This window comes from Nocardioides sp. W7, from assembly GCF_022919075.1.
Lineage (GTDB): Bacteria > Actinomycetota > Actinomycetes > Propionibacteriales > Nocardioidaceae > Nocardioides.
In genome coordinates this window covers 602,999-626,559 of sequence record NZ_CP095078.1, presented here as the reverse complement: position 1 = coordinate 626,559, position 23,561 = coordinate 602,999, and the positions used below count along the sequence as shown (strand labels likewise).

Annotated in this window: 24 protein-coding genes; 10 read left to right on the top strand and 14 right to left on the bottom strand. The window is 72.2% G+C overall.

The window, feature by feature from the left end; translation table 11 throughout:
- Nucleotides 1–55 precede the first annotated feature (55 nt).
- The 5 genes from MUB56_RS03040 to MUB56_RS03020 all read right to left on the bottom strand — a co-directional run bounded on the left by MUB56_RS03040 (nucleotide 56) and on the right by MUB56_RS03020 (nucleotide 6,524).
- A complete protein-coding gene (locus MUB56_RS03040) occupies nucleotides 56–787 on the bottom strand; it encodes an ABC transporter permease subunit (RefSeq protein WP_244930443.1) in 732 nt (243 codons plus the stop codon).
- Nucleotides 784–1,698, bottom strand: a complete 915-nt coding sequence (locus MUB56_RS03035; protein ID WP_244930442.1) for an ABC transporter ATP-binding protein — start codon at nucleotides 1,696–1,698, stop codon at nucleotides 784–786. Before MUB56_RS03035 ends, MUB56_RS03040 begins: the two co-directional genes overlap by 4 nt.
- Complete coding sequence (locus tag MUB56_RS03030) at nucleotides 1,698–2,612, bottom strand: ABC transporter permease (protein WP_244930441.1); 915 nt, start codon at nucleotides 2,610–2,612, stop codon at nucleotides 1,698–1,700. Before MUB56_RS03030 ends, MUB56_RS03035 begins: the two co-directional genes overlap by 1 nt.
- On the bottom strand, nucleotides 2,596–3,528 hold the full coding sequence (locus tag MUB56_RS03025) for an ABC transporter ATP-binding protein (RefSeq protein WP_244930440.1): 933 nt from the start codon (nucleotides 3,526–3,528) through the stop codon (nucleotides 2,596–2,598). Before MUB56_RS03025 ends, MUB56_RS03030 begins: the two co-directional genes overlap by 17 nt.
- An 89-nt stretch (nucleotides 3,529–3,617) precedes the next feature.
- On the bottom strand, nucleotides 3,618–6,524 hold the full coding sequence (locus MUB56_RS03020) for an immune inhibitor A domain-containing protein (RefSeq protein WP_244930439.1): 2,907 nt from the start codon (nucleotides 6,522–6,524) through the stop codon (nucleotides 3,618–3,620).
- A 271-nt stretch (nucleotides 6,525–6,795) separates the two neighbouring features.
- Between MUB56_RS03020 and MUB56_RS03015 the strand changes: the two genes are divergently transcribed.
- The 3 genes from MUB56_RS03015 to MUB56_RS03005 all read left to right on the top strand — a co-directional run bounded on the left by MUB56_RS03015 (nucleotide 6,796) and on the right by MUB56_RS03005 (nucleotide 8,405).
- On the top strand, nucleotides 6,796–7,428 hold the full coding sequence (locus MUB56_RS03015; protein WP_244930438.1) for a response regulator transcription factor: 633 nt from the start codon (nucleotides 6,796–6,798) through the stop codon (nucleotides 7,426–7,428).
- Between the two features lie 162 nt (nucleotides 7,429–7,590).
- A complete protein-coding gene (locus MUB56_RS03010) occupies nucleotides 7,591–8,094 on the top strand; it encodes a hypothetical protein (RefSeq protein ID WP_244930437.1) in 504 nt (167 codons plus the stop codon).
- Nucleotides 8,095–8,141: 47 nt separating this feature from the next.
- Nucleotides 8,142–8,405, top strand: coding sequence for a hypothetical protein (locus tag MUB56_RS03005; RefSeq protein ID WP_244930436.1), 264 nt, complete (start codon nucleotides 8,142–8,144; stop codon nucleotides 8,403–8,405).
- Nucleotides 8,406–8,442: 37 nt separating this feature from the next.
- Here the strand turns inward: MUB56_RS03005 and pgm are convergent, their stop codons facing one another.
- On the bottom strand, nucleotides 8,443–10,083 hold the full coding sequence (pgm, locus tag MUB56_RS03000) for a phosphoglucomutase (alpha-D-glucose-1,6-bisphosphate-dependent) (protein ID WP_244930435.1): 1,641 nt from the start codon (nucleotides 10,081–10,083) through the stop codon (nucleotides 8,443–8,445).
- A 160-nt stretch (nucleotides 10,084–10,243) separates the two neighbouring features.
- Between pgm and MUB56_RS02995 the strand changes: the two genes are divergently transcribed.
- Nucleotides 10,244–11,872 (top strand): hypothetical protein, encoded by a 1,629-nt coding sequence (locus MUB56_RS02995; RefSeq protein ID WP_244930434.1) that lies wholly within the window; start codon nucleotides 10,244–10,246, stop codon nucleotides 11,870–11,872.
- Between the two features lie 5 nt (nucleotides 11,873–11,877).
- Here MUB56_RS02995 and MUB56_RS02990 read toward each other — a convergent pair whose 3' ends face one another.
- The 5 genes from MUB56_RS02990 to MUB56_RS02970 form a co-directional block, all read right to left on the bottom strand.
- Nucleotides 11,878–12,219, bottom strand: coding sequence for a DUF1801 domain-containing protein (locus MUB56_RS02990; RefSeq protein WP_244930433.1), 342 nt, complete (start codon nucleotides 12,217–12,219; stop codon nucleotides 11,878–11,880).
- Nucleotides 12,220–12,270: 51 nt separating this feature from the next.
- Complete coding sequence (locus MUB56_RS02985; protein ID WP_244930432.1) at nucleotides 12,271–12,999, bottom strand: hypothetical protein; 729 nt, start codon at nucleotides 12,997–12,999, stop codon at nucleotides 12,271–12,273.
- A 70-nt stretch (nucleotides 13,000–13,069) separates the two neighbouring features.
- Entirely contained in the window at nucleotides 13,070–14,008 is a 939-nt protein-coding gene (locus MUB56_RS02980; RefSeq protein ID WP_244930431.1) for an oxidoreductase, read from the bottom strand.
- Nucleotides 14,005–14,817 (bottom strand): maleylpyruvate isomerase family mycothiol-dependent enzyme, encoded by an 813-nt coding sequence (locus tag MUB56_RS02975; protein WP_244930430.1) that lies wholly within the window; start codon nucleotides 14,815–14,817, stop codon nucleotides 14,005–14,007. The genes MUB56_RS02980 and MUB56_RS02975 overlap by 4 nt, the downstream gene beginning before the upstream one ends.
- Before the next feature lie 43 nt (nucleotides 14,818–14,860).
- A complete protein-coding gene (locus tag MUB56_RS02970; RefSeq protein WP_244930429.1) occupies nucleotides 14,861–15,463 on the bottom strand; it encodes a LysE/ArgO family amino acid transporter in 603 nt (200 codons plus the stop codon).
- 69 nt (nucleotides 15,464–15,532) lie between these two features.
- On the opposite strand from MUB56_RS02970, the gene MUB56_RS02965 reads away from it, so the two are divergent.
- Entirely contained in the window at nucleotides 15,533–16,408 is an 876-nt protein-coding gene (locus MUB56_RS02965; RefSeq protein WP_244930428.1) for a LysR family transcriptional regulator ArgP, read from the top strand.
- 81 nt (nucleotides 16,409–16,489) lie between these two features.
- Here MUB56_RS02965 and MUB56_RS02960 read toward each other — a convergent pair whose 3' ends face one another.
- Nucleotides 16,490–18,367 carry an acyl-CoA dehydrogenase gene (locus MUB56_RS02960; protein WP_244930427.1) on the bottom strand — a complete coding sequence of 626 codons (1,878 nt, stop codon included), beginning with the start codon at nucleotides 18,365–18,367 and terminating at the stop codon, nucleotides 16,490–16,492.
- Nucleotides 18,368–18,649: 282 nt separating this feature from the next.
- On the opposite strand from MUB56_RS02960, the gene MUB56_RS02955 reads away from it, so the two are divergent.
- Together MUB56_RS02955 and MUB56_RS02950 are read left to right on the top strand one after the other, a co-directional pair.
- Nucleotides 18,650–19,552 carry a sulfite exporter TauE/SafE family protein gene (locus tag MUB56_RS02955; RefSeq protein ID WP_244930426.1) on the top strand — a complete coding sequence of 301 codons (903 nt, stop codon included), beginning with the start codon at nucleotides 18,650–18,652 and terminating at the stop codon, nucleotides 19,550–19,552.
- An 84-nt stretch (nucleotides 19,553–19,636) separates the two neighbouring features.
- A complete protein-coding gene (locus tag MUB56_RS02950; RefSeq protein WP_244930425.1) occupies nucleotides 19,637–20,095 on the top strand; it encodes an Rrf2 family transcriptional regulator in 459 nt (152 codons plus the stop codon).
- A gap of 7 nt (nucleotides 20,096–20,102) precedes the next feature.
- Here MUB56_RS02950 and MUB56_RS02945 read toward each other — a convergent pair whose 3' ends face one another.
- Nucleotides 20,103–21,011 carry a hypothetical protein gene (locus MUB56_RS02945; protein ID WP_244930424.1) on the bottom strand — a complete coding sequence of 303 codons (909 nt, stop codon included), beginning with the start codon at nucleotides 21,009–21,011 and terminating at the stop codon, nucleotides 20,103–20,105.
- A gap of 102 nt (nucleotides 21,012–21,113) precedes the next feature.
- Between MUB56_RS02945 and MUB56_RS02940 the strand changes: the two genes are divergently transcribed.
- From MUB56_RS02940 to MUB56_RS02930, 3 genes are all read left to right on the top strand, one after another.
- The gene (locus MUB56_RS02940; RefSeq protein ID WP_244930423.1) at nucleotides 21,114–21,566 is read left to right on the top strand and encodes a nuclear transport factor 2 family protein; all 453 of its coding nucleotides are present in this window, start codon (nucleotides 21,114–21,116) and stop codon (nucleotides 21,564–21,566) included.
- 66 nt (nucleotides 21,567–21,632) lie between these two features.
- A complete protein-coding gene (locus tag MUB56_RS02935) occupies nucleotides 21,633–22,103 on the top strand; it encodes a SigE family RNA polymerase sigma factor (protein ID WP_244930422.1) in 471 nt (156 codons plus the stop codon).
- The gene (locus MUB56_RS02930; protein WP_244930421.1) at nucleotides 22,100–22,882 is read left to right on the top strand and encodes a hypothetical protein; all 783 of its coding nucleotides are present in this window, start codon (nucleotides 22,100–22,102) and stop codon (nucleotides 22,880–22,882) included. The genes MUB56_RS02935 and MUB56_RS02930 overlap by 4 nt, the downstream gene beginning before the upstream one ends.
- Before the next feature lie 24 nt (nucleotides 22,883–22,906).
- On the opposite strand, the gene MUB56_RS02925 is transcribed toward MUB56_RS02930, so the two are convergent.
- Entirely contained in the window at nucleotides 22,907–23,542 is a 636-nt protein-coding gene (locus tag MUB56_RS02925) for a DUF2461 domain-containing protein (RefSeq protein ID WP_244930420.1), read from the bottom strand.
- Nucleotides 23,543–23,561: the final 19 nt, after the last annotated feature.

Below are 23,561 nucleotides of genomic sequence, written 5' to 3'. Positions count from 1 at the left end.
TCAGGCGGGCGCGCTGCTCCCCCAGCGCTCGCGCACCCACCAGCGCGACCAGCCGCTACTCGTCACCCGTCAGGTTGAACCCGCGCAGCCGCCGACCGGTCAGCCAGGCCCCGCCGATGATGACGACGAGCGCGGCGCCGACGGCGTACCCGGTGGGGACGTTGCCGACGAGCTCGGTCGAGGCGACGGTGTCGACGATCTCGCCGGACCAACGGGTGATCGAGAGCCAGCGGACGCCGTCGAGGAGGCCGCCGAGCAGGCCCTCCCAGATCAGCAGGTAGATGAGGCCGACCACGATCGCGTGCCGGGTCAGCACGGAGAGGAGGGCGAAGAGGGAGCAGTAGGCGACGCCGCCGAGCAGGCCGGCGAGGCCGAAGCCGACGGCGAGCGAGGGCGTGGAGGTCAGCAGGACGAGACCGGCGGCCAGCAGGGGGAGCGCGGCGAAGACGAGGATGCAGCCGACCGCGACGACCAGCTTGCTCACCACGATGGACGACCGCGGCACCGGCTTGGCGAGCAGGTACGAGATCGAGCCGTCGTCGATCTCCGGCGCCAGCAGGCCGGAGGTGGCGAGCAGGGCGACCAGCGGCGTCACGACGGCGAGGCCGAAGGCGTACAGCGTGTCCTCCGCGACGCCCTGGTCCTCGCCGACGAGCACGCGGACCAGCACCGCCAGGCCGAGCAGCACCACGGGCAGCACCATCAGCAGCAGGCCGCGCCAGCGGCCGAAGACGCTGAGCGCGCCGAGGCGGACGATCGTGCCATTGATGGGCAGAGGGATGATCATGACGACACCAGGTAGGCGAAGACGCTCTCGAGCGACTCGTCGGTCGGCGTCACCTCGTGCAGGCGTACGCCGTGCTCGCGGGCCAGCCGCGGGAGCACCTCGCTGAACCGCCCGAAGTCGGACGCCTCCAGCTCGATCCCGCCCTCCGAGCGCAGCCGGGCGCCCCGCACCGACGGGTCGGCGAGCAGCACCGAGGCCATCAGCCGGTCGTCGGCGGTGCGCAGCACGAACCGGTTCGGCCGGTCGGTCATCAGCCGCCGGATCGCGCCGAAGTCTCCGGAGGCCGCGTGGCGACCGGCGACCACCACCTCGATCTGCCGGGCCACCTGCTCGACCTCCTCCAGGATGTGCGAGCTGAAGAGCACCGTGCGCCCCTCGGCCCCCATCGACCGCAGCAGGTCCATCAGGTGCATCCGCTGTCGCGGGTCCATGCCGTTGAACGGCTCGTCGAGGAGCAGTACGGCGGGGTCGTGCACCAGCGCCGAGGCCATCTTGATCCGCTGCCGCATCCCCTTGGAGTACGTCGAGATCTCGCGGTCCTGCGCGTCCGTCATCTCGATCAGCGCGATGGCTCGTTGCGCCGCCGCACCCGGGTCGGGCAGCCCGTGCAGCTCGGCGTTCGCGACCACGAACTGCCGCCCGGTCAGGTAGTCGAACAGCGCCTCCCGCTCCGGCACCAGGCCGAGCCGGCGGTAGACCTGCTCGTTGCGCCACAGCGGCTCGTCGTCCAGGGTGACCGTCCCGGCCGACGGCGCCAGGAAGCCCGACATCATCGCGATCAGCGTCGACTTGCCGGCGCCGTTGGGCCCGAGCAGGCCGGTGACGCCCGGGCCGATGGTCATGGAGACGTCGTTGACGGCGACGACGTTGCGGTACCACCGCGACACGTGTTCCAGCACGATCGACGCCATCAGTCGGCCTTCCGGTAGCGGAGCAGCAGCGCGCCGATCGACCCGAGCACGACGAGCAGCGTGACCACGACGTACAGCAGCCCCATCGCGGCGCCCTCCGGCGGCGTCGGGGTGGCGGCCGGGGAGTCGAAGAGGACGCGCTGCACGCCGTTGACCAGCGTGTACGGCGAGAACAGCCCCGCGACCTCGCCGACCCGCTCGTTGTCGACCTCCTCGGAGACGCCCTGCACCGTCGAGACCACCGTGTAGCTGACCAGCAGCACCACGATCACCCCCGCGACCGCCAGCCCGCGCCGGATCGTCAGCGCGGCGACCACGGCGGACAGTCCGGCCAGGCAGGCGGCGAGGAGCGCGGCGCCGACGATCGCACCCAGGAACCGCTCGGTCTCCCGGCCGGGCGGCAGGTCGGCCAACAGCCCGCCGACATACATCAGCAGCAGCGGCGAGCCGATCAGCACGAACGTCGCCACGGCCAGCGAGGCCAGCCGGACCAGGACGTACGTCGTGCGCCGCATCGGCCGCGCCAGGTAGAGGGTGATCGTGCGGAAGCGCAGGTCGCGCGAGATCAGCGCCGGCGCCTGGGCGGCGACGAAGACCGAGATGAGCAGCTGGGTGGTGAGCGGGTACGTCGAGTACGCGACGATCTGGCTGTCCAGGTCGAGCAGGTTGCGCGCCTGGACCAGCACGCCCACCAGGATCAGCGCCGGCAGCAGCATCAGGCCGAGCAGGATCATCGGCAGCGCCTTCGAGCGCGCCGAGCGCCCCAGCCCGTAGGTGTTGCGCAGCCCGGTCACGAAGAACGACCAGGCGACCGCGCGCTCGCCGAGCCGCGGGCCGGCGTACGGGCGGTAGCCGAGGTCGTGGATGACGCCGGTGGGCGGCGGCTGCGCGGGAGTCTCAGACGGGCTGGACACGGCCGGCACCCCCCTCGCGGAAGACGTCCTCGATCCGGTGGTGCCGCTCCTGCATCCGCACCAGCCCGAGCCCCAGGTCGACGGTGAGGTCACGGACCTGGTCGGGCGTGTGCTCGTCGCGGACCTCGACCTCGATCATCCGGCCCTCGGCCGGCCGGGCGACCAGACCCGCGTCGACCAGCGCCTGGCCGAGCAGCCGGTCCGCGTCGGGCCGGCCCTGCACCTCCACCAGCAGGCTGCCCGTCGAGTGCAGCAGGTCGGCCGTCGCGGACGACTGCAGCAGGCGCCCGCCGTCGAGCACCACGATGCTGTCGCTGATCCGCTCCAGCTCGCCGAGCAGGTGCGAGGTGACCAGGACGGCGATCCCGAAGTCGGTGCCGATCCGGCGCACGAGCGCGAGCATGTCGTCGCGCGCGGAGGGATCCAGGCCGTTGGTCGGCTCGTCGAGCAGCACCAGCCGCGGGTCGTGCACGAGCGCCTGGGCGAGCTTGGCCCGCTGCTTCATGCCGGTGGAGTAGCCCCCGATGGGGCGGTAGCGCTCCTCGGCCAGGCCCACGTGGCGCAGTACGTCGGAGGCGCGCTCGCGGGCTGCGGAGTACGGCAGTCCCGACATCTGCCCGAGGTGCACCACCAGGTCGCTCGCGGACACGTCCGCGGGCAGGCAGTCGTGCTCGGGCATGTAGCCGACCAGCGCCCGGACCGCCGCCCCCTCGGTCGCCACGTCGTGCCCCAGCACCCGCGCCGTGCCGCCGGTCGCCGGCACCAGGCCGAGCAGGATCTTGATGAACGTCGACTTCCCGGCCCCGTTGGCGCCGACCAGCCCGGTCACGCCGGCACCGATGTCGAGGTCGAGGCGGTCCAGTGCCGTGACGCCGGGGTACGCCTTGGTCAGCCCCACGGTCTCGATCACGGCCACGACGACACCGTAGCCGCCGGAACGCACCGGGGCCCGGCACCGTGCGGTGCCGGGCCCCGATGTCGTCGGAAGCGGTCAGAGTCGGCGGGTCACCGCACGATCCGGACGGTCTTCACCGTCCGGGCGTCGGGGAAGCCGGTGCCCCCTTCGTAGCGCACGACCAGCCGCACCGTGCTCGTCCTCGACTGACGCGGGAGCGCGATGCGGACCCGGCCGTTCCGGAGCGCCTTGGCGCGCAGGGACTTGCCGGCGTACGTCACCTTGATCCGGCCCGTCGGCTTCAGGCCCGGCGAGGTGACGGCGACCTTGGCGGTCGCCGACCTGTTCCGCTTGACCGCCTTGGGCGCCCGGACGGTCAGCTTGACCGCGGCGGCGCGGACCTTGGCGGTCGGGGCGGAGATGGACGTGCCGCTGTCATAGCCGGTGGCCGTCCGGGTCTCGGTGACGGTCACCGTCTTCCCGGAGTCCGAGGGCTTGAGCACGTAGCTGGAGCCGGTCCCGGCGGCCTTGCCGCCGACCGTCCAGGTGAAGGTGCTCGTGCCGGTCACGGCCCAGGTGGCCGGGGTGACGCCGAGGGTCCGGCCCACCCGCGCGGTGCCGGTGATCTGGGCCGGCGCGGTCGCGGCGGCGAACCGGCGACCGGCCTTGATGACCATCCGCCCGGTGCGCTCGTCGGAGGAGAGCACCTGGATCATCGTTCCGACACCGGCGACCTGGGTGGAGAACCACGACGCCGGGGCCGCGGAGCTGTCCCAGTAGCCGTTGACGTCGCTGTCGTCGAAGACCGGGTTGCCGGGCCGGGCGGGGACGTCGTACGTGACTCCGCCCAGGCTCTCGTTGGTCAGGCGCAGGGCGTCGGTCTGGTCGACGTCGAAGGTGGCGTCGTACGCGTTGAGCCGGCCGTTGGCCGCAGCCACGTCGACGCCGTTCTTCTGCCACCGGACGTACTTCGAGCTGGCGTCCACGGGCAGCGCCTGCCCGCCACCGGGGTGCGCGCTGGTGTTGTTGTCGGTGTAGAGCCCGTTGGCGTACCAGACCAGGAGACCGTCCTGGTAGGGGAACTGGTCGACCTTGTTGGGCGCGGTCACGGGGTAGTCGGCGCTGTAGGGGCCCTCGGCCAGCGTCTTGTCGTAGCCCTGGTACTGCCGGTTCTCGGCCAGGTAGTACCGGTCGTAGGACTTCGTGTACGACGGGCCGTCCATCACCTGGAAGCCCTTCAGCGTCCAGGTGGGTGCGCCGTCCTCGACGTTGGTCAGGACCGTGTCGCCGATCGCGATGCTGTCCACCGAGAAGCCGAGCTCGTGGTAGGCCGCGTCGTTGAACATCTCGAACTCGACCTTGACCGGCTGACCGGCGTACGCCGTCAGGTCGGCGCTCAGGTCGGTCCACGCGTTGTCGCAGACGCCGTCGCCGTCGCGCGTCCCCGAGCAGCCGGTGATGCCGAAGCCGGCGTTCTGCTGGTTCGGGTCGTCGGTCGTCGACAGGTTGGTCTGGAGGTAGGTCCAGTTCGCGCCGCCGTCGGTGGAGACCTTCGCGTGGGCGTAGTCCCAGTCGTCCTCGATGGAGTAGCTGACCCGGGCGGTGAGCGTCGGGTCGGTCGCCGGGACGGTCACCGTCGGGCTGGTCACGGTGGCGACCCGGTCGTCACCGTTTCCGGAGTAGAAGTAGTGCGTGCCCTGGTCGGGCTCGACGACCTCGACGGTCGAGCTGCCCTTCGGCAGGTTGACCGCGACGGCCTGCTTGCCCTCCTTCGTGGCGTGGTACGACGGGCCGAGGGTGATCGTCTGCGCGCCGGCGGTGCCGTCGACGATCGCCAGCTCCTCCTTGTTGTCGCCGTACCAGCCGAGGAACAGCTTCTCGGTCGCGCCCATGTGGTTCGGCGTGGTGCCGGTGGTCCCCTTCCCGTGGCCCAGCCAGGAGCCCGAGCTCATCAGGCTCCAGAAGGCGGTGCTGTTGTCGCCGCCCTGGGTGTCGTAGTAGTCGGGCAGGCCGAGGTCGTGGCCGAACTCGTGGGCGAAGACGCCCAGCCCGCCGTTCTCCGGCTCGGTCGTGTAGTCACGGATCCACAGCCCGGTGCTCCCGATCTGGACGCCGCCGTTCTCGTTGCCTGTCGGGCCGGCGTCGGCGTTCTGGTTCACCGCGGATCGGTGCGACCAGATGGCCCAGGTGTCCGCTCCGGCCTCCTCGCCCTCTCCGGCGTGGATCGCCTGGAAGTGGTCGATGTAGCCGTCGGCCTCGTTGAAGTTCGTGTCCCCGTCGAAGTCGTAGCGGTCCCAGACGTCGAAGGTCTTCAGGTACTCCTGGATCTGGGCGTCGGTCCTGCCGCCCGCGACCTGCGCGTCGTACCACGCGTCGGCGGAGTCCTGGAGGAAGCTGGTCATCTTCTGACCGGTCTCCTCGCCCGTCTCCGGCGTCTCGGGGTCGTCGTCGGCGTCCTGCAGCTCCTGGTAGAACGACGCCGGGTGCTCGACCCGGACCCAGTCGGAGACGTCGCCCCGGAGGTCGAACCGGCCGTTCGACATCTCGTCGTAGACGTCCCTGAACGACTCGCCGGCCTGGTCGGCGAGTCCGTTGAAGAACATGTCCAGGAAGTGCTGGCGGGAGAAGTCGCGCTTCCAGTACGTCGTGTTGTCGCTGCGGGTGGGCTCCGGGATGTCGTTGTGCAGCGGACCGGCCGTGTTGTCGGGGAAGTCCGGGTTGCCCTCGCCGTCGCCGAACTCGACGAGGAAGGTCAGCAGCTGCGAGGTCTGCTTGACCGGGTACTCGACCTCCGAGCCGTCGGCCATCCGGATCGTGCGGTCACGACCCTTGCCGACGGTCCTGGCCTTGCCGGCCACGAGGTCGTCGACCGCGCGCTGGCGCAGCGCGGTGCGCTTGCGCGCCAGGGGGTCGGGGAAGTTGTCGGGCCGGGTCTCCGGCTCGCCCGCGGTGGGGGGCAGGTCGTCGAGCCTGGGGTCCGGCTGCGCTGTCGCCTGCGCGGTCGTGGGCGCGGCCATCGACAAGAGGCCGAGACTCGCAACCACACCGACGACCCGAGAGATGCGTCGATTCACATGATCCTCCGAGATATGTGCGAAAGGGCGCCGGGATGGGCGCCGCTCCGGCGGACGCAAGAGGTCCGCACGGAGTACATCACCAGAAAATATGGCGTACAGGAAGCATCGTGCCGGAAATCGTCGGGCTGCCGGTGGACGGGGACCCCGCCTGGTACGGCGCGAACGGGCCCTCGTCTTGGGTGCTGACCTGGGCATTTGGCAATATTTCTCCGTGGACGAATTGCCAGTTTGCGTCGCGATCGTCAGCCCGCAGCCGGTCGTGGCCTCCGGTCTTCGCACGATCCTCGCCCGGTGCGGCGAGGGGATCGACGTGGTCGGCCTGCACGCCGACGGCCCCGATCCGGACGTCGTCCTCTACGACGTGATCGGGCTGGTCGACGGGGACGGCACGGACCTCGACATCCTGGTCGGCAAGACCGCCTCGACCGTGCTCGCCGTCACCCGCGAGCTGCGCCCCGATCTCGGCTCGCAGGCGCTGGCCCGCGGCGCGTCGGGGTTCTTCGCCCTGGGCTCCGACGAGGCGGAGATCTGTGCGGCGATCCGGTCGACCCAGACGGGCTGGCAGCCCGGCGACACCGGCGAGAACCCGGTCGTCGGGTCCAGCGAGTCCGCCGGGTTCCGCGACCAGGTCGGCGCCGACCTCGGCCTCACCGAGCGCGAGCGGGAGATCCTGGCGCTGATCGCGCTGGGCTACTCCAACATCGAGATCGCCAGTGAGATCCACCTCGGCATCAACACCGTCAAGACCCACATCCGCGGCGGCTATCGCAAGATCGGCGCCACCAACCGCGCCGAGGCGGTCGCCTGGGCGATCCGGCACGGGCTGCCCACACAGTTCCGCTGAGTCGGGGCTGCTGCGGGCAGCGTGGGGTCTGCAGATCGGGGCTGCTGGTCCATCACGGTATGCAGATCAGTTGGCAGGTCCCATGGTGGGCACGCCGTGGGGAGTGCGGGCTCGTCGGCATACCGTGATGAACCTGGGACGCGCAGCTCGGACGCGCTGTCGGTGGCGACCGGCAGCATCACCGCCATGACGACGTACGCCGACGCCGACGCCCGCCTGGCGGCGTACTCCGAGCTGGCCCAGCTGGCGGAGTGGTCGACCTGGGCACCGCTGCTCGACGTGGTCGGAGAGGCGCCGCGCCGGCCGGGGGTCTATCTCTTCCTGGAGCGGGACAGCCGGGTCGTCCGGCACGTCGGTCATGCGGGCGAGCGGGCGGGGAGCGGGTCGCCGCAGGGCCTGTACGGCCGGCTGCGCGCCTACCTCACCGGGCAGGCCGCGGTGTCGGGGTTCGTGGAGGCGGCGCTCGACCGAGCGCTGGCCGACCCCGACTGGGTGCGCGAGCGCCTTGCCGCCGGTCCGCAGCGGACCCGGCGGTGGGCGGGGGCCGCCGTACGCCGCCTCGAGCTCGACGTCTCCTGGGCCACCTGCACCGACCGTGACGAGGCCCGCTGGCTGGAGGGCCGGGTCGTCGAGCTGCTCCGGCCGCACGGCCTGTGGGTGCGGTGAGGTGGGATGTCGGTGCAGGGGCCTAGGGTTCGTGGGGTGAAGCAGCGATGAGCAAGATGGACGCCCTGCGGGCGATGCGTGAGGCGCGCTACGCCGAGATGACCGCCCGGACGGCGGCCCCCGCCGCCCCGCGGAAGAAGGCGGCGACCACGAAGCCAGCGGCCGCCACGAAGGCAGCTCCGAAGGCGGCCCCCAACACCGGCCCGAAGGACGAGCCCGCGACCGAGGCGCTCTGCGGCCACCGCAACATGAGCGGCCGCACCTGCACCCGCGAGCAGGGCCACGCGGCCAAGAGCCACCGCTACTCCTGATTCACGCCGGCCCGTCGCCCGGCCCCGTCGCGCACGCCTACCCCAGCGCCGCCGAGACGACCGAGCGCGCCTCGTCCTGCACCTGGGCGAGGTGCTCGGGCCCGCGGAACGACTCGGCGTAGATCTTGTAGACGTCCTCGGTCCCGGACGGCCGCGCGGCGAACCACGCCGAGTCGGTGGTGACCTTCAGACCCCCGATCGCGGCGCCGTTGCCGGGGGCCTCGGTGAGCTTGGCGGTGATCTCCTCGCCGGCCAGCGAGGTCGCCGACACGTCGGCGGGGGAGAGGGCGGCGAGCGCGGCCTTCTCTGCGCGGGAGGCGGGCGCGTCGATGCGGGCGTACGCCGGCTCGCCGTGCTGGGCCACGAGCGAGGAGTACCGGTCCGAGGGCGACGACCCGGTCACGGCCAGGATCTCGGCGGCGAGCAGGCAGAGGATCAGCCCGTCCTTGTCGGTCGTCCAGGTCGAACCGTCGCGGCGCAGGAACGACGCACCCGCGGACTCCTCGCCGCCGAAGCCGAACGACCCGTCGATCAGCCCCGGGACGAACCACTTGAACCCGACCGGCACCTCGACCATCGGCTTGCCGACGGCGGCCGCGACCCGGTCGATCATCGACGACGACACCAGGGTCTTGCCGATCTGCGCGCCCGCGGGCCAGTCGGGGCGGGCGCCGCCGAAGAGGTACTCGATCGCCACGGCCAGGAAGTGGTTGGGGTTCATCAGCCCGGCGCCGGGGGTGACGATGCCGTGCCGGTCCGCGTCGGCGTCGTTGCCGGTCGCGATGTCGTACGACGCCTTCTGGGCGATCAGCGACGCCATCGCGTTCGGTGACGAGCAGTCCATCCGGATCTTGCCGTCCCAGTCGAGCGTCATGAACCGCCAGGTCGGGTCGACGAGCGGGTTCACCACGGTCAGGTCGATCCCGTGCCGGTCGGCGATCTCGCCCCAGTAGTGCACCGACGCGCCCCCCATCGGGTCGGCGCCGATCCGCACCCCTGCGGCCTTGATCGCGGCCAGGTCGACGACGGCGGGCAGGTCGTCGACGTAGGTGCCCAGGAAGTCGTACGAGGTGGCCTTCCGGCGAGCCAGCTCGTACGACGTCCGCTGCACCTCGGAGAGCCCGCCCGCGATCAGCTCGTTGGCCCGGCGCGCGATCACCGAGGTGGCGTCGCTGTCGGCGGGACCGCCGTGCGGCGGGTTGTACTTGAAGCCGCCGTCGGTGGGCGGATTGTGCGAGGGCGTGACGACGATGCCGTCGGCCAGACCCGGGCCCGAGACCCGACCGCCGTTCGCCCGGATGATCGCGTGCGAGACCGCCGGCGTCGGCGTGTAGCCGTCGCGCGAGTCGACGAGCACCGTCACGTCGTTGGCGGCCAGCACCTCGATGGCCGACGCCCAGGCCGGCTCGGAGAGCGCGTGGGTGTCGCGGCCGAGGAAGAGCGGCCCGTCGATGCCCTGCGAGCGCCGGTAGTCGCAGATCGCCTGCGTGGTGGCCCAGATGTGCGTCTGGTTGAACGACGTCTTCAGCGAGGTGCCGCGGTGACCGCTGGTGCCGAACGCGACCTGCTGGTCGACGTCGTCGGGATCGGGGACCCCCGTGTAGTACGCCGTCACGAGGTGCGCGACGTCGACCAGGTCGGAGGGCTCGGCGGGCTGTCCAGCGCGGGGGTCGGCCATGGTGGTCATTCTGCCGGGCGGCCGGGTACCTCAACGCCTACCGCGCGCTCTTCCGCTGATCGGGTCGTCCCCCTGAGGGGGCGTCCCGGCGCGCGCTCAGGGGCACGACCCCGACCAGCAGGCACAATGCGGGCATGCCCGAGCCCGGACCGCGACCGCGTTGAGGTACGCCCGCACGCTCGCCCTGCTCGGGACGGCGGTGCTCTACCTGCTGCTCGGCCCGGTCGTCGTGCTCGTGGTGGTGCTCGCCTTCGGGGTCCCGCGCACCCGCCGACGGCTCTGGCCGTGGCTGCGCCCGACCCGCCGGGTGGTGGCGGCCTGGGCGGGGGCGGTCGTCCTGGTGGTGGGGGTGCCGGTGGTCGCTCCCGACGGGTGGTTCCCGATCCCGCCCGGAGGCGGCTCGCTGGTGACGCCGTCGTACGTCGGCCGCGCCGTGCTCGAGCAGCCGATCTCGATGGAGCTGCCCCAGCACCCCGAGCTGGCGCCGAACGGGCGCAGCTCGATGCACAACGACGCCTGGGCGTCCGATGCGTACCCCGGCCCGGGCCCCACCGGCGACTCCCCGGAGGTCGACACCGCCTGGTACGGCCTGGAGGAGTGCGCGACCCTCGCCTTCGACGAGCACGAGCGGCTGGTCGCGCTCTGCGGTGACCGCAGCGGCCCGACCCTGCACGTCCTGGACCCCGACACGATGCGGTCACTGGTCACCAAGGACCTGCCCGACCGCACCGGCAACTCGGGCAAGCGGCCGTGGCAGGACCTGTGCGGCGGGTCGTACTTCTACCTCGACGCCGAGGACCGCGCGGTGCTCGCGACCACCGACCGGCGGGTGCTCGTGGTCGCCACCGACGACGGGGCGGGCGACCCGGACCTGACCACCGACGAGAGCTACGACCTCTCCGGCGTGGTGCCCGAGGACGACTGCCTGATCGCGCTGATGCCGGACTGGGAGGGGCGGATCTGGTGGGTCACCGGCGACGGCCTGGTCGGCACGATCACCGAGACCGGGGCCGAGGAGCCCGTCGTACGCACCCTCGACCTCGGCGAGGAGGTGGCCAACTCGCTGGCCACCGGCGAGGACGGCGGGGTGTACGTCGTGACCGTCGAGGCGCTGTACAAGCTCGCCGCCGACGACCGGCGACACCGGCCCGTGGTCCGCTGGCGCACGACCTACGACCGCGGCACCGAGCAGAAGCCGGGCCAGCTGAGCCGGGGCAGCGGCACCACGCCCACCCTGCTCCCCGGCGGCCTGGTCGCGATCACCGACAACGCCGACCAGCGGATGCACGTGGTGTTCGTCCGCGCCGACGACGGCCGGGAGGTGTGCCGCGCCGAGGTCTTCGGGAAGGGCGCGGGTGCCACCGACAACTCACTGGTCTCGGTCGGCGACGGCGGCGTGGTGGTGGAGAACAACCACGGCTACGCCGGCCCGTGGAGTACGGCGCTCGGGTTCGCGACCCAGCCCGGCTTCGCCCGCGTCGACGTGGCCGGTGGCGCGTGCGAGGTCGTGTGGACCTCCGAGCAGACCGGCCCGACGTCGGTCCCGAAGGTCTCGCTGCAGACCGGCCTGGTCTACGCCTACACGAAGCGGCCGAGCCGCTGGGGCGTGAGCGCGTGGTACCTCACCGCCCTCGACGCCCGCACCGGTCGCACCGCCTTCTCGGTCCGCACCGGTCTCGGGTCGATGTTCAACAACCACTACGCCGCGGTCACGCTCGCGCCCGACGGGTCGGCGTACATCGCCACCCTCGCCGGGCTGGTGCGCGTGCGCGACCGGGTCAACGAGTAGGGGCCTCAGAATCGGTTGAGCTCGACCGCGTCCCGGACCAGCTCGACGAAGGCGTCCGCGGGCAGGTCGTCGCCCTCGTGCAGGTCGATCGCGCGGCGGGTGCCGGCGTCCAGGCTGGCGTTGAAGACGCGGGCCGGGTCCTCGAGCGACGCGCCCTTGGCGAAGGTGACCTTGACCTTGTCCCGATAGGTCTCGACGGTGCAGACCAGGCCGTCGCACGAGAAGGTCGGGACGCCGTCGGGGTTCGAGGCCTTGCGCCACTTGGCCTCCTCGACCGCGTCGGGCTCGGCCGTCAGGATCAGGGCCCGCACCCGCTCGACCGTCTCGCTGCGCCAGTCATCGCTCACGCCGGCGACGATACTCGCGGCCGGGCCCGGTGCTCCAGACCGAACCGGGCCTCAGGCCGGGTCGGTGTCGTCCTCCGGAGCGGACGCCGGACGGTCGCGCCGCTGCTGCCGCTGCTGCCGCAGCTCGTCCTGCTTGCGCCGGCGCTGGATCTCGGTGCGGGCGATCACGATCGCGAGCACGATCGGCCAGACGTACTTCACCTTGTCGAGCAGCCACTCCACCCAGCCCGGGACGCTCACGTCCGGCCAGGAGATCGACGGCCAGGGGAGGTCGGGCCACGGGATCGACGGGAGGTCCGGCGTCGGGATCGACGGGAGATCCCAGTCCGGCCACGGGATCGCGACGGCGAACCGGGCGACGAGCACCGCGAGCAGGATCGGGACGACGACCTTCGCGACGCCGCCGCCGGCCGCGAGCAGGGCGTAGCGGGTCGGGTGCGCACGGAGCCGGTCCTCGTACGCCGCCGCCGCGGAGCCGTGCTCGGGCACCAGATCGACGCCGCCGACGCCGGCCAGGGACTTCAGGTCGCCCTGCTGGCCCGGGTCGAAGTACGTCGCCCGCCGCGGCTTGCCGAGCCCCGAGAAGAGGACGCCGACCGAGCCCAGGTCGCGTTCGCCGTCGGCCGTGACCTGGATCCGGTCGTCCGTGGACTTCTTGGTGCCGACCAGCTCGCCGTCGACGTACCACTCGACCCGGCGACTCGCGCGGCCGTGCACCTCGACCAGGTGAGCGTGGCCGTCGACGACCAGCTCCCAGACCTGCTGCGGCTTCTCGGGCACCCTTCGGAGGCTAGGGGTCCCGACGCCGCCGGCGCATCGGCCGCTCGTCGGTGCCGGCCGCGACTTTGGTCTACGGGTAGCGGACCCCGGTGACGTTCTCGCTCAGCTCCCAGAGCCGGCGCTGGGCCACCTCGTCGTGCGAGCGCCGGTTGCTGGCGACGACCCGGGGCGGGCCGCCCATCTCGAGCGGCCCACCCGGTCCGCAGTACGTCGCGCCGGGCAGGTCGGCCGTCGCCGCCATCAGCGTCGGCCAGGCGCCGGCGGCCGCGGACTGCGAGACGGCGCGGATCGTGGCGTCCAGGATCGAGGCGCGTCCGCCCCGGGCCCGGCCGTACTGCCCGTTCGCCGCGAGGTGGGTGCCGGCGAAGCCGGGGTGCGCCGCGAGCGCCCTGACGGGCAGCGCGGCCTGCCGGAGCCGGCGGTCGAGCTCGTAGGTGACGAGCAGGTTGGCCAGCTTGGTCTGGGCGTACGCCGGCCACCGCGAGTAGCGGCCCTCGACGCGCGGGTCGCCGAGCGGCGCCGAGCGCGCGTAGCGGTGGAACTGCGACGACACCGTCACCACCGTGCCGTTCCCGCTCGCGACCAGCTGCGGAAGCAGCAACCCGGTCAGCAGGAACGGCCCGAAGTGGTTGGTGGCCAGCTGCAGCTCCAGCCCGTCCTCGGTGCGGGAGTGCGGCGTGCCCATCACGCCGGCGTTGTTGACGAGCACGTGGAGCGGCCCGAAGGCGCTCGCGGCGGCCGCGGCCCGGCGTACCGACCCGAGGCTGGAGAGGTCGACCTCGAGCCGCTCGAGCTCGGCGCCCGGCACCTCGGCGCGGATCGCCGCGTCGGTCTCCTCGATCTTGCTCGGCGTCCGGCCGGCGAGCACGACCCGGGCACCGCGACGGGCCAGCTCGAGCGCGGTGTGATGGCCGAGGCCGCCGACGCTGGTGCCCGTGACGAGGACGGTGCGCCCGGCCTGATCCGGGAGGTCGGCCAGCTCCCAGGCGTCGGTCCGCGGGGCGCTCACGGGGTCGTCGCGAGCGAGTCGAGGATCCGCTGGCCCAGCTCGGCGTCGCCCTCGACGGCCACCGGCCCCGGCGCGGGGCGGCGCCCGCCGGCGAGGCAGACGAAGCTCTCCCGATCCATCCGCAGGGTCACCTGCGGCGAGGGAGGTACGGCGGGCAGCCGCTCACCGCGCCCCGCGTCGTTGACCGTGAACGCGAACGGCTCGCTGCCGGCCAGCTCCAGCACGGCCGTCGTGCCCGGGGTGGCACCGACCTTCTTGGCGAGCACGAACCCGAGCGCCTCGGCGAGGTACTCGGCGGTGTGCCGGGCGGGCTCGCCGTCCATCCCGCCGGGCCGCCCGACCGCGCGGCGCACGTCCTGGTCGTGCATCCACACGTCCAGCGGCCGGTTGCGCAGCAGCGTCTCCCAGCTCCACGGCACGCCCCCGAAGATCACCTCCGGCTTAGCGCTCGCATCCGTCGGCGGGTCCGCCCGCAGCATCGCGTAGCGCGTCTTGGCCGCCTGTCGGATCTCCTCGACGATCTCGCTGACGGGCAGCTCACGCCGGTTCACCACCCCGATCTCGGTGTAGAGCCCCAGGAAGCCGCTGACGTGCGCCGGCTCGCCCACCTCGGCCGTCTCCTCGGGACCGCCGGCCAGGATGCCCTCCAGGTGCGCGGTGTGCGAGGCGACCGCCCGCACGTCCCAGCCGGGCAGGTCGGTCGGCAGCGACCAGTCCTGCTCCGGAAGGCTCTCGAGCAGGGCGACGAAGTCGTCGACCGCCTGCTTCCACACCTCGACGTACGCCGCGAGCCGCTGCTGGTCGTCCATGGCGAGGGAGCCTAACGAGTGCCTGGTCCGATGGGGACGGATCTCAGCCCCGGGCCAGGGACACCGCGATGGCCAGCATGGTCAGCCCGATCAGGACGTCGAGGACCTGCCAGGCGCGGGGCCGCGCGAGCAGCGGCGACAGCAGGCGGGCGCCGAAGCCCAGACCGGAGAACCACAGCAGGCTCGCCGCCCCCGCCCCGACCGCGAACCACCAGCGGCCGTCCGGCCCGTGGGTGTTGGCGATCGAGCCGAGCAGCAGCACCGTGTCCAGGTAGACGTGCGGGTTCAGCCAGGTGAGCGCGAAGGCCCGGCCGACCGCCGAGCGCCGCGACAGCCGCTGCCCGCCGTTGGCGGCCAGGCCGGCCGCGTGCCGCACGGCGAGGAGGGTGCGGACGCCGTACCAGGTCAGGAAGGCGACGCCGAGCCAGCGCACCACGTCGACGACCACGGGAGCCTGTTCGACGACGGTCCCGATGCCGCTGACGCCGGCGAAGATCAGCACCAGGTCGGAGATCGCGCACACCGCGACGACCGGGCCGACGTGCTCGCGCGCCAGCCCCTGGCGCAGCACGAACGCGTTCTGCGCCCCGATGGCCACGATCAGGGTCAGGCCGGTCGCGAGGCCGGCGGCGGCGGAGTCGATCACGGGGCGACGCTACGGTCGTGCCGCGATGAAGACCAGCGAAAGAATCTGCAGGACCATTAGCATTGCTTCATGAGGCCCCATCCGGACCAGCTCGCGGCACTGGTCGCGATCGCCGACCACGGCACCTTCGAGGCCGCCGCCCGGCACCTGCACGTCACGCCCAGCGCGGTCAGCCAGCGGATCCGCGCCCTCGAGTCGGCGGCCGGCCGGGTGCTGGTCCGGCGCGGCACGCCGTGCCGGGCGACGGACGCCGGCGAGACGCTGCTCAGGCTCGCCCGCCAGACCGAGCTGCTGTACGACGAGGCGCGCGACGCGCTCGGCGAGGGCGGCCACCGCGTCGAGCTCCCGCTCGCGGTCAACGCGGACTCCCTGGCCACCTGGTTCCGCGACGTCGTCGGCGAGGTCGCCACCTGGGACGACAGCGTGCTCCGGCTGCACGTCGAGGACCAGGCCTGGTCGGCCGGCCTGCTGCGCGGCGGCGACGTGCTGGCCGCCGTGACGAGCGACCCGGTCGCGGTCCAGGGCTGCGAGGTCGAGCGGCTCGGGACGCTGCGCTACCGCCCGGCCGCCGCCCCGGGGTTCGCCGAGCGCTGGCGCCGCGGTCGCTCGCACGACTGGGCCGCCATGCCGGTGGTGGTCTTCAACGAGAAGGACGCCCTGCAGCACGAGATCCTCGGGTCCCACGGAGTCGAGGCGGCGCCGCTGGTCCACCGGGTGCCGACCAGCGCCGACTTCCACGAGGCGGTCCGGCTCGGCCTCGGCTGGGGGATGCTGCCCGAGCCGCAGCTGCTGCCCGACCTGGAGACCGGCCGGCTGGTGGTGCTGGGTGGCCGGGCGCGGCTCGACCTACCCCTGCACTGGCAGCGGTGGCGGCTCGACTCGCCCGCCCTGGCCCGCCTCACCGACGCCGTACGACGGGCCGCGCGGGCGCACCTGCGGCCCTGACCGGCGCTGATCGGGCGTGACCGGCCCGGGACGCACGACGCCCCCCGCCGCGATGGCGAGGGGCGTCGGGAGGAGCGTGCGTCAGAAGGCGCTCTCGTCGAGGTCCATGATCGACAGGTCGGTGGCCTCGGCGATGGCCCGCTCGGCGCTGATCTTCGGCAGGTTGGTCTGGGCGAAGAACTGGGCGCCCGCGACCTTGCCCTCGTAGAAGGCCCGGTCCTTGCCGGCGTCCCCGCCGAGCTTCTCCAACGCGACCTCGGCCTGGCGCAGCAGCAGCCAGCCGCAGACGACGTCGCCGAGCACCATCAGCAGGCGGCTGGTGTTGAGGCCGACCTTGTAGAGGTTGCGGACCTCCTCCTGCGCCGACATCAGGTCGTTGATCATGTGACCGACCAGCGCGTTGGCGTCGTCGAGCGCCGTCGCGAGCAGCTGCCGCTCGTTCTTCAGCCGGCCGTTGCCCGCCTCGGAGTCGATGAACTGCTGGATCTGGGCCGCGAGGTGACCCAGGGCCTTGCCCTGGTCCTTGACGATCTTGCGGAAGAAGAAGTCCTGGCCCTGGATCGCGGTGGTGCCCTCGTAGAGGGTGTCGATCTTCGCGTCGCGGACGTACTGCTCCAGCGGGTACTCCTGCAGGAAGCCCGACCCGCCGAAGGTCTGCAGCGACTCGGTGCCGAGCAGCACCCAGGAGCGCTCCGAGCCGTAGCCCTTGACGATCGGGAGCAGCAGGTCGTTGAGTGCGGCGGCCAGCCTGGCCTCGTCGCTGCCCGACTCGCCGTTGGCCTCGGCGAGGTAGATCTCGTCCTGCACGGAGGCGGTGTAGAGGACCAGGGCCCGCATCGCCTCGGCGAACGACTTCTGCGTCATCAGCGAGCGGCGTACGTCGGGGTGGTGGGTGATGGTGACGCGCGGCGCGGTCTTGTCGCCGGACTGGGTCAGGTCGGCACCCTGGACGCGGGACTTGGCGTACTCGAGCGCGTTGAGGTAGCCGGTCGACAGGGTGGCGATGGCCTTGCTGCCGACCATCATCCGGGCGTTCTCGATGACGTCGAACATCTGCGCGATGCCGTTGTGCACCTCGCCGAGCAGCCAGCCCTTCGCCGGCTCGCCGCCACCGACCTGCGGGTCGCCGAAGGTGACCTCGCAGGTGTTGGAGACCTTGATGCCCATCTTGTGCTCGACGTTGGTGACGTAGACGCCGTTGCGCTCGCCGGTCAGCTCGCCGGTCTCGTGGTCGAAGTGGTGCTTGGGCATCCAGAAGAGCGAGAGGCCCTTGGTGCCCGGCCCGCCGACGCCCTCGACGCCCTCGGGGCGGGCGAGCACCAGGTGCATGATGTTCTCGCTCATGTCGTGCTCGGCGGAGGTGATGAACCGCTTCACGCCGGTGACGTTCCACGAGCCGTCGTCGTTGGCGACGGCCTTCGCCCGACCGGCGCCCACGTCGGAGCCCGCGTCGGGCTCGGTGAGGACCATGGTGCAGCCCCACTGGCGCTCGACCATGATCTGGGCGATGCGCTGGTCGCGCGCCACGCCGTTGGCGTTGTTCCACACGACCCCGGCGAACGGGGCGCCCGCGGCGTACATCCAGATGGGGGCGTTGGCGCCCAGCACCATCTCGGCCAGGCCCCAGATGACGCTCGGGGGCGCCGGGGTGCCGCCGAGCTCCTCGCGGATCTGCAGGCGCCAGAACTCCGAGTCCATCCAGGCCTGGTAGCTCTTCTTGAACGACTCGCCGATGGGCGCCGTGTTGGTCTTGGGGTCGAAGACGGGCGGGTTGCGGTCGCTGTCCTCGTACGACGCAGCGAGGTCCTCGCGCGAGAGCCGGTCGACCTCGGCCAGCACCTCGCGCGCGGTCTCGGCGTCGACCTCGGCGAAGGGGCCGGTGCCGAGGACCTGGTCGCGTCCGAGCACCTCGAAGAGGTTGAACTCGATGTCGCGCAGGTTGCTCTTGTAGTGGCTCACTGGTGCACACCTATTCCGTGATCGATCGGCTGTCGAGAAAGCGGCCAACAGAAAGCGCTACTGGCCGGTAACTTAATGGTAGGTCGGGGTTCGCGCCCGTGCAACATGTCGGCGGGCGTGGCCTTCGCCACCCGCAGGGCCCGAAGTTCGGCCGGGAGTTTGACAGCAGGCGGCGTCGCAATCTGTACTAGCTCAGTCGAATAAGCCAATTCATGCTTGTCGACTGTCTTATATCCGGTCGGTGATGGTGCAGTCACCGAACGACCCAAGGGTGCAACCTTCATGCGTAAGCTCATCGTGCTCGGCTTCGTGGGCCTGTTGGCCCAGCTCATCGACGGCTCGCTCGGCATGGCGTACGGCGTCACCTCGTCGACGCTGCTGCTCGCGGCCGGCGTCGCGCCGGCCGCGGCCTCCGCGGCCGTCCACTTCTCCGAGATCGGCACCTCGCTGGTGTCCGGCTTCGCCCACCACAAGCTGGGCAACGTCGACTGGCGGACCGTCTCCATCCTGGCGATCCCGGGCTTCGCCGGCGCCTTCGCGGGCGCGACCTTCCTGGTCAGCCTGGACGGGGACACCGCGAAGCCCTGGGTCGCGGGCATCCTGCTCGGCCTGGGCATCTACGTGATCTGGCGGTTCCTGGTCCTCGGCGGCCGGCGGCCGACGTTCAAGAGCCGGCCGTCGGCGAAGATGCTCGCCCCGATGGGTGTCATCGGCGGCGCGCTGGACGCGATCGGCGGCGGCGGGTGGGGCCCGGTCGGCACCACCACGCTGCTCTCCTCCGGGCGCCTCGAGCCCCGCAAGGTGATCGGCTCGATCGACACCTCGGAGTTCGTCGTCGCGGTCGGCGGCTCGCTCGGCTTCATCCTCGCCCTCGGCTCGCAGGGCATCGAGTGGTCGTACGCCGCGGCGCTGCTGGCCGGCGGCGTGATCGCGGCGCCGATCGCCGCGTGGCTGGTCAAGAAGCTCGCCGCCCGGGTGCTGGGCGTCGGGGCCGGCGGGCTGATCGTGCTGACCAACTCCAAGACCATCGTCGAGGCGGTCGGCGGCTCCGACGCGGTCGTGATCGCGGTCGCCGCCGTGCTCGGCGTGCTGTGGATCGCCGGCATCACCTGGGCTGTGCGCCAGGAGCGCCGGTCGCGGATGGTCGAGGCCGAGGACGGCGACGAGGACCTGGTCCTGGCCTGAGCCGTCGCCAGCGGCGGCCGTCGCAGCACTCGCCGGCGGGGAGTCGCCGAGTGTGTGCATCGACATTTCTGACACACTGCACCCATGCGAGTTTCCGCGAAGTCCGACTATGCGCTGCGCGCGCTGATCGAGATGGCGTCGCGGGCGGACGGTCGCGCGGTCAGTGCCGAGGAGCTGGGCAGGCTCCAGGAGATCCCGCACGGGTTCCTCCAGGCGATCCTCGCCGACCTGCGCCGAGCCGGCATCGTGATGTCCCAGCGCGGCCAGTCCGGTGGTTGGCGGATGGGCCGGCCGGCTGACGGCGTGTCGGTGGCCGACGTGATCCGTGCCGTGGACGGCCCGCTGGTCTCGGTCTACGGCCTGCGTCCTGAGGCCGTGACCTACAACGAGGCCGCGGACGTGCTCCAGCACGTCTGGATCGCGGCCCGCCGATCCCTGCGCGACGTCTTCGAGCAGGTCTCGATCCAGCAGCTCGCCGACCGCAAGCTCCCCAAGGCGGTCACGGCGCGGACCGCTGACGAGGACGCCTGGCAGCCGCACTGACCGGTGCTCAGTCGCCGGTCGCATCGGCCAGTCGGCGCTTGAGCCTGCGGCGCTTCTTCTGCAGCTTCGCCGCGCGCACCTGCAGCTGGGCGTGCTCGCGCCGCAGTCGGGCCAGCTCGGCGACGGTCTCCGCGAGGGCGCCGCTGACCAGGTCCAGACGGGCCTGGACCGGCTCGTCGTCGTCCCCGTGGGGAGAGCTCGGTGCGAGTCCGCCGAGGTCACCCTGCACGTCGTACCCACCCTCGGCGATGGTCTTCGCCCACTCCTCGGCCGCCCGGCGCAGCTCCTCGACGGTGGCCAGCAGACCCGCGGAGCTCGCGAGAAGTCGCAGCGCGCCGAGGTCCTGGTCGGCCGTGACCTCGAGGTCGGCGGGCAGCGGGAGCAGCCCGGCGTCGAAGCCCACGACCCGTCCCAGTGCCGCCCAGGTCGCGGTCAGGTCGCCGGGATCGGTCACGAGCAGGTGCACGCGGTCGGGGCTGCGCACGTGCGCGGCCCAGCGGTCCAGGACCGCGCCCAGGTCGTAGTCGTCCGGGAACAGGGTCAGTCGCGGGTCGGCCGGCCCCGCCGCCACCACGACGTGGACGTCGAACCCGGGCAGTCGGTCGACCAGTAGCGCGATCTCCGGGTCGCCGGCCGCCGCGAGCAGCTCGTGCCCGACCACGATGTCGCCCTTGCTCCGGTCGGCACGCCGACAGACGCCCGACCACGCGCCCTCGACGTCGCGACGTCGCAGGCCCCAGGACTGGTGGTCGCGGCGGATCTCCACGGACGCGCGGAACATCTCGTCCGCCGACCGCGCCGGCTGCCGCAGTCCGGCCTCCTCGAGACTGGGCCCGTGCGCGTGCAGGGCCGCCGGGAGGAAGGTTCCGCCGCCGTGCGGCAGGCCGACGATCAGATACGCCGCTCGCTTGGTCATGGCCCCAGCGTCGGCGGGACCGGCGGCCACCGGCTGAACCGGGCATGGCGCGTGGATGAAGCATCGCTCGCCGAAAAGTAGAACTCGTTCTACGCTGCGGTCATGATCACGTCCGAAGCCATCACCTGGACCGCCCCGAACGACCTCCACCCCGCGCGCACCGCGTCGCAGCGCTCGTACTCCGCCGTGGCGAAGGGCGACCTCGCCGAGTGGCTGACCGTGTACGCCGAGGACGCGGTCCTCGAGGACCCGGTCGGGCCGTCGATGTTCGACCCCGACGGCAAGGGCCACCACGGCCACGAGGGGATCTCGGCGTTCTGGAAGCTGGCCATCGAGCCGATCGCGACCTTCGAGTTCGAGATCTACGAGTCCTTCGCCAACCCCGGCAGCAACACCTGCGCCAACATCGGGCGGATCAAGACCAGCTTCCCGGACGGCAGCCACACCACGACCGAGCTGATCATGGTCTACGTCGTCCACGACGACGGCCGGGTCGCCTCCATGAAGGCGTTCTGGGAGCCCGAGCGGACGATGGCGTCGTTCACGAAGGTGTGACGCCGCGCGTCCCCCGTGCGTCGTAGAGGGTGGAGCACCACCCGAGCTACGGACCCTGGGGAGCAGATGAGCGACGACGACGGTTTCGAGGAGTTCGCCCTCGCGCGGACACCGAGGCTCTACCGCTCCGCGTGGCTGCTGTGCGGTGACCGGCACGGCGCCGAGGACCTGGTCCAGGAGACGCTGGCCAAGGTCTTCGTGAAGTGGCGGCGGATCGACAACCCGGCGGCGTACGCCCAGACCACCCTGGTCCGGACGTTCCTCAGCCATCGGCGGCGCAAGTCCAGCCGGGAGCTGCCGTACGCCGACCTTCCGGACGTCGCCGGGGCCGACCCGACCGACCTCAGCGACCTGCGACTCGGGTTGCGGGACGTGCTGGCCGGCCTGGCCCCGATCGACCGCGCGGTGCTGGTGCTCCGCTACAGCGACGACCTCTCGGTGGAGGACGTCGCCACCCGCCTCGGCATCAGTGCCGGGGCGGTCCGCAACCGGAGCATGCGGGCGCTGGAGCGCGCGCGGGAGAGGACGACGCGATGAACGAGCACGAGATGAGCGACCTGCTGGAGCGGGCCGGGTCCGGGCTGGACCCGGACGTGGCCGGACTGGTGGCCGGGGGCGCTGGGCGCGGGCGGACGCTGCGGCGTCGCCGGCGGAGCGGGGTCGCGCTCGGCGCGGTCACGCTGGTCGGGGCCACGGTGTTCGGAGCCGCGGTTGCGCCGGACCTGGTCGGCGGCGACGACCCGGGTCGCTCGACCGGCGGTTTCGCCGGAGCGCCGACCAGCCCGGCCGGGCTCGACGAGGAGGCGCCCACCTCGGCGCCCGGCGAACTGACCGAGTCGCCCACGCCGCCGGCGGCCCCCCAGCTGCGCCGGTTCGGCCCCGATCCCGCCGAGATGGGTCGGGTGCTCGGCGAGCGACTCGAGGGGCGGGTGACCCAGCCCCGGGCCTGGGACCAGCAGCCCGATGATGCGAACGGCTTCCAGGCGGGGTCGGTCCTGCTCGACGGGGCGATGGTGTCGATCGTGCTCGAGCACTCGACGGTGCCGGGATGCGGTCAGCACCCTCCGGGTGCCGAGTGCACGGCCGTGCCCGGCGGACATCTCACGAGCCTGGCCTATGAGGAGCCCGCGAGCGGCGGCGGCCCGACCGGGATCTTCGCCGCCACCGCGACGTACTTCACCGACGACGGGTTCTCGATCACGGCCATTGCCTGGAACGCGCCGTCCGAGAAGAACACCGACCCGGTGCTGGCCGATCCCGTCCTCACCGAGCAGCAGGTCGCCGACCTCGTGCAGGATCCGATCTGGCTCGAGTAGCCGCAGTAGTCGGACGCCGGCGGGTCAGACGCTGGTGTGCCGGGCGATCCACTCGACCAGGGGACGCAGCTCCCGCCAGTCGTCGCGCACCAGGTCGAGCAGCTCGGGGGTGTGGATCACCGGCTCGAAGCCGAGCGAGTGGCCGACGGTGAGCGACCGGTGGCGGAGCAGCTCGATGCGCGGGTGGTCGGCGTCGTACCCGCGCGGGCTGGTCTTGAGGCGGTCGCCGCCCACCTCGAAGCGGTCCTTCTCCAGCTTCCGCAGGATCTTCTCCAGCTCGGGCCCGAATCGCTCGTGGGCCACGGCCGCGCGGAACGCCGCGAGCCGCGGCCCGCTGGCCTCGTAGAAGCCGGCGCCGGTGCGGACCCCGCGCGGCGAGACCTCGACGTACCACCCGGTCGCCTCACCGACCCGGACGAACGCGCCCTGGTGGGTCTTGTAGGGCGTCTTGTCCTTGGCGAAGCGGACGTCGCGGTACGGGCGGAAGATCTTCGCCTCGCCGAACTCGGGTGCGAGGGCGGCGCACAGCGCGGTCATCGGCGCCTTGACCGACGCGGCGTAGACGCCCTTGTGCTTCTCCCAGTACGACTTGGTGTTGTCGACCTCGAGATCGTCGTAGAAGTCCAGGGCGGCGGCCGGGAAGCCTGCGAACTCACTCACCGGCCCAGCCTACGGAGGC

What these genes read in the sequence shown, in the direction of transcription:
- MUB56_RS03020 (WP_244930439.1), bottom strand. Translation starts at nt 6,524, where the DNA reads ATGGCCGCGCCCACGACCGCGCAGGCGACAGCGCAGCCGGACCCCAGG.
- MUB56_RS03040 (WP_244930443.1), bottom strand. Translation starts at nt 787, where the DNA reads ATGATCATCCCTCTGCCCATCAATGGCACGATCGTCCGCCTCGGCGCG.
- MUB56_RS02950 (WP_244930425.1), top strand. Translation starts at nt 19,637, where the DNA reads ATGCGAGTTTCCGCGAAGTCCGACTATGCGCTGCGCGCGCTGATCGAG.
- MUB56_RS02940 (WP_244930423.1), top strand. Translation starts at nt 21,114, where the DNA reads ATGATCACGTCCGAAGCCATCACCTGGACCGCCCCGAACGACCTCCAC.
- MUB56_RS02945 (WP_244930424.1), bottom strand. Translation starts at nt 21,011, where the DNA reads ATGACCAAGCGAGCGGCGTATCTGATCGTCGGCCTGCCGCACGGCGGC.
- pgm (WP_244930435.1), bottom strand. Translation starts at nt 10,083, where the DNA reads ATGGCCGACCCCCGCGCTGGACAGCCCGCCGAGCCCTCCGACCTGGTC.
- MUB56_RS02935 (WP_244930422.1), top strand. Translation starts at nt 21,633, where the DNA reads ATGAGCGACGACGACGGTTTCGAGGAGTTCGCCCTCGCGCGGACACCG.
- MUB56_RS02955 (WP_244930426.1), top strand. Translation starts at nt 18,650, where the DNA reads ATGCGTAAGCTCATCGTGCTCGGCTTCGTGGGCCTGTTGGCCCAGCTC.
- MUB56_RS03005 (WP_244930436.1), top strand. Translation starts at nt 8,142, where the DNA reads ATGAGCAAGATGGACGCCCTGCGGGCGATGCGTGAGGCGCGCTACGCC.
- MUB56_RS03035 (WP_244930442.1), bottom strand. Translation starts at nt 1,698, where the DNA reads ATGGCGTCGATCGTGCTGGAACACGTGTCGCGGTGGTACCGCAACGTC.
- MUB56_RS02965 (WP_244930428.1), top strand. Translation starts at nt 15,533, where the DNA reads ATGAGGCCCCATCCGGACCAGCTCGCGGCACTGGTCGCGATCGCCGAC.
- MUB56_RS02930 (WP_244930421.1), top strand. Translation starts at nt 22,100, where the DNA reads ATGAACGAGCACGAGATGAGCGACCTGCTGGAGCGGGCCGGGTCCGGG.
- MUB56_RS02975 (WP_244930430.1), bottom strand. Translation starts at nt 14,817, where the DNA reads ATGGACGACCAGCAGCGGCTCGCGGCGTACGTCGAGGTGTGGAAGCAG.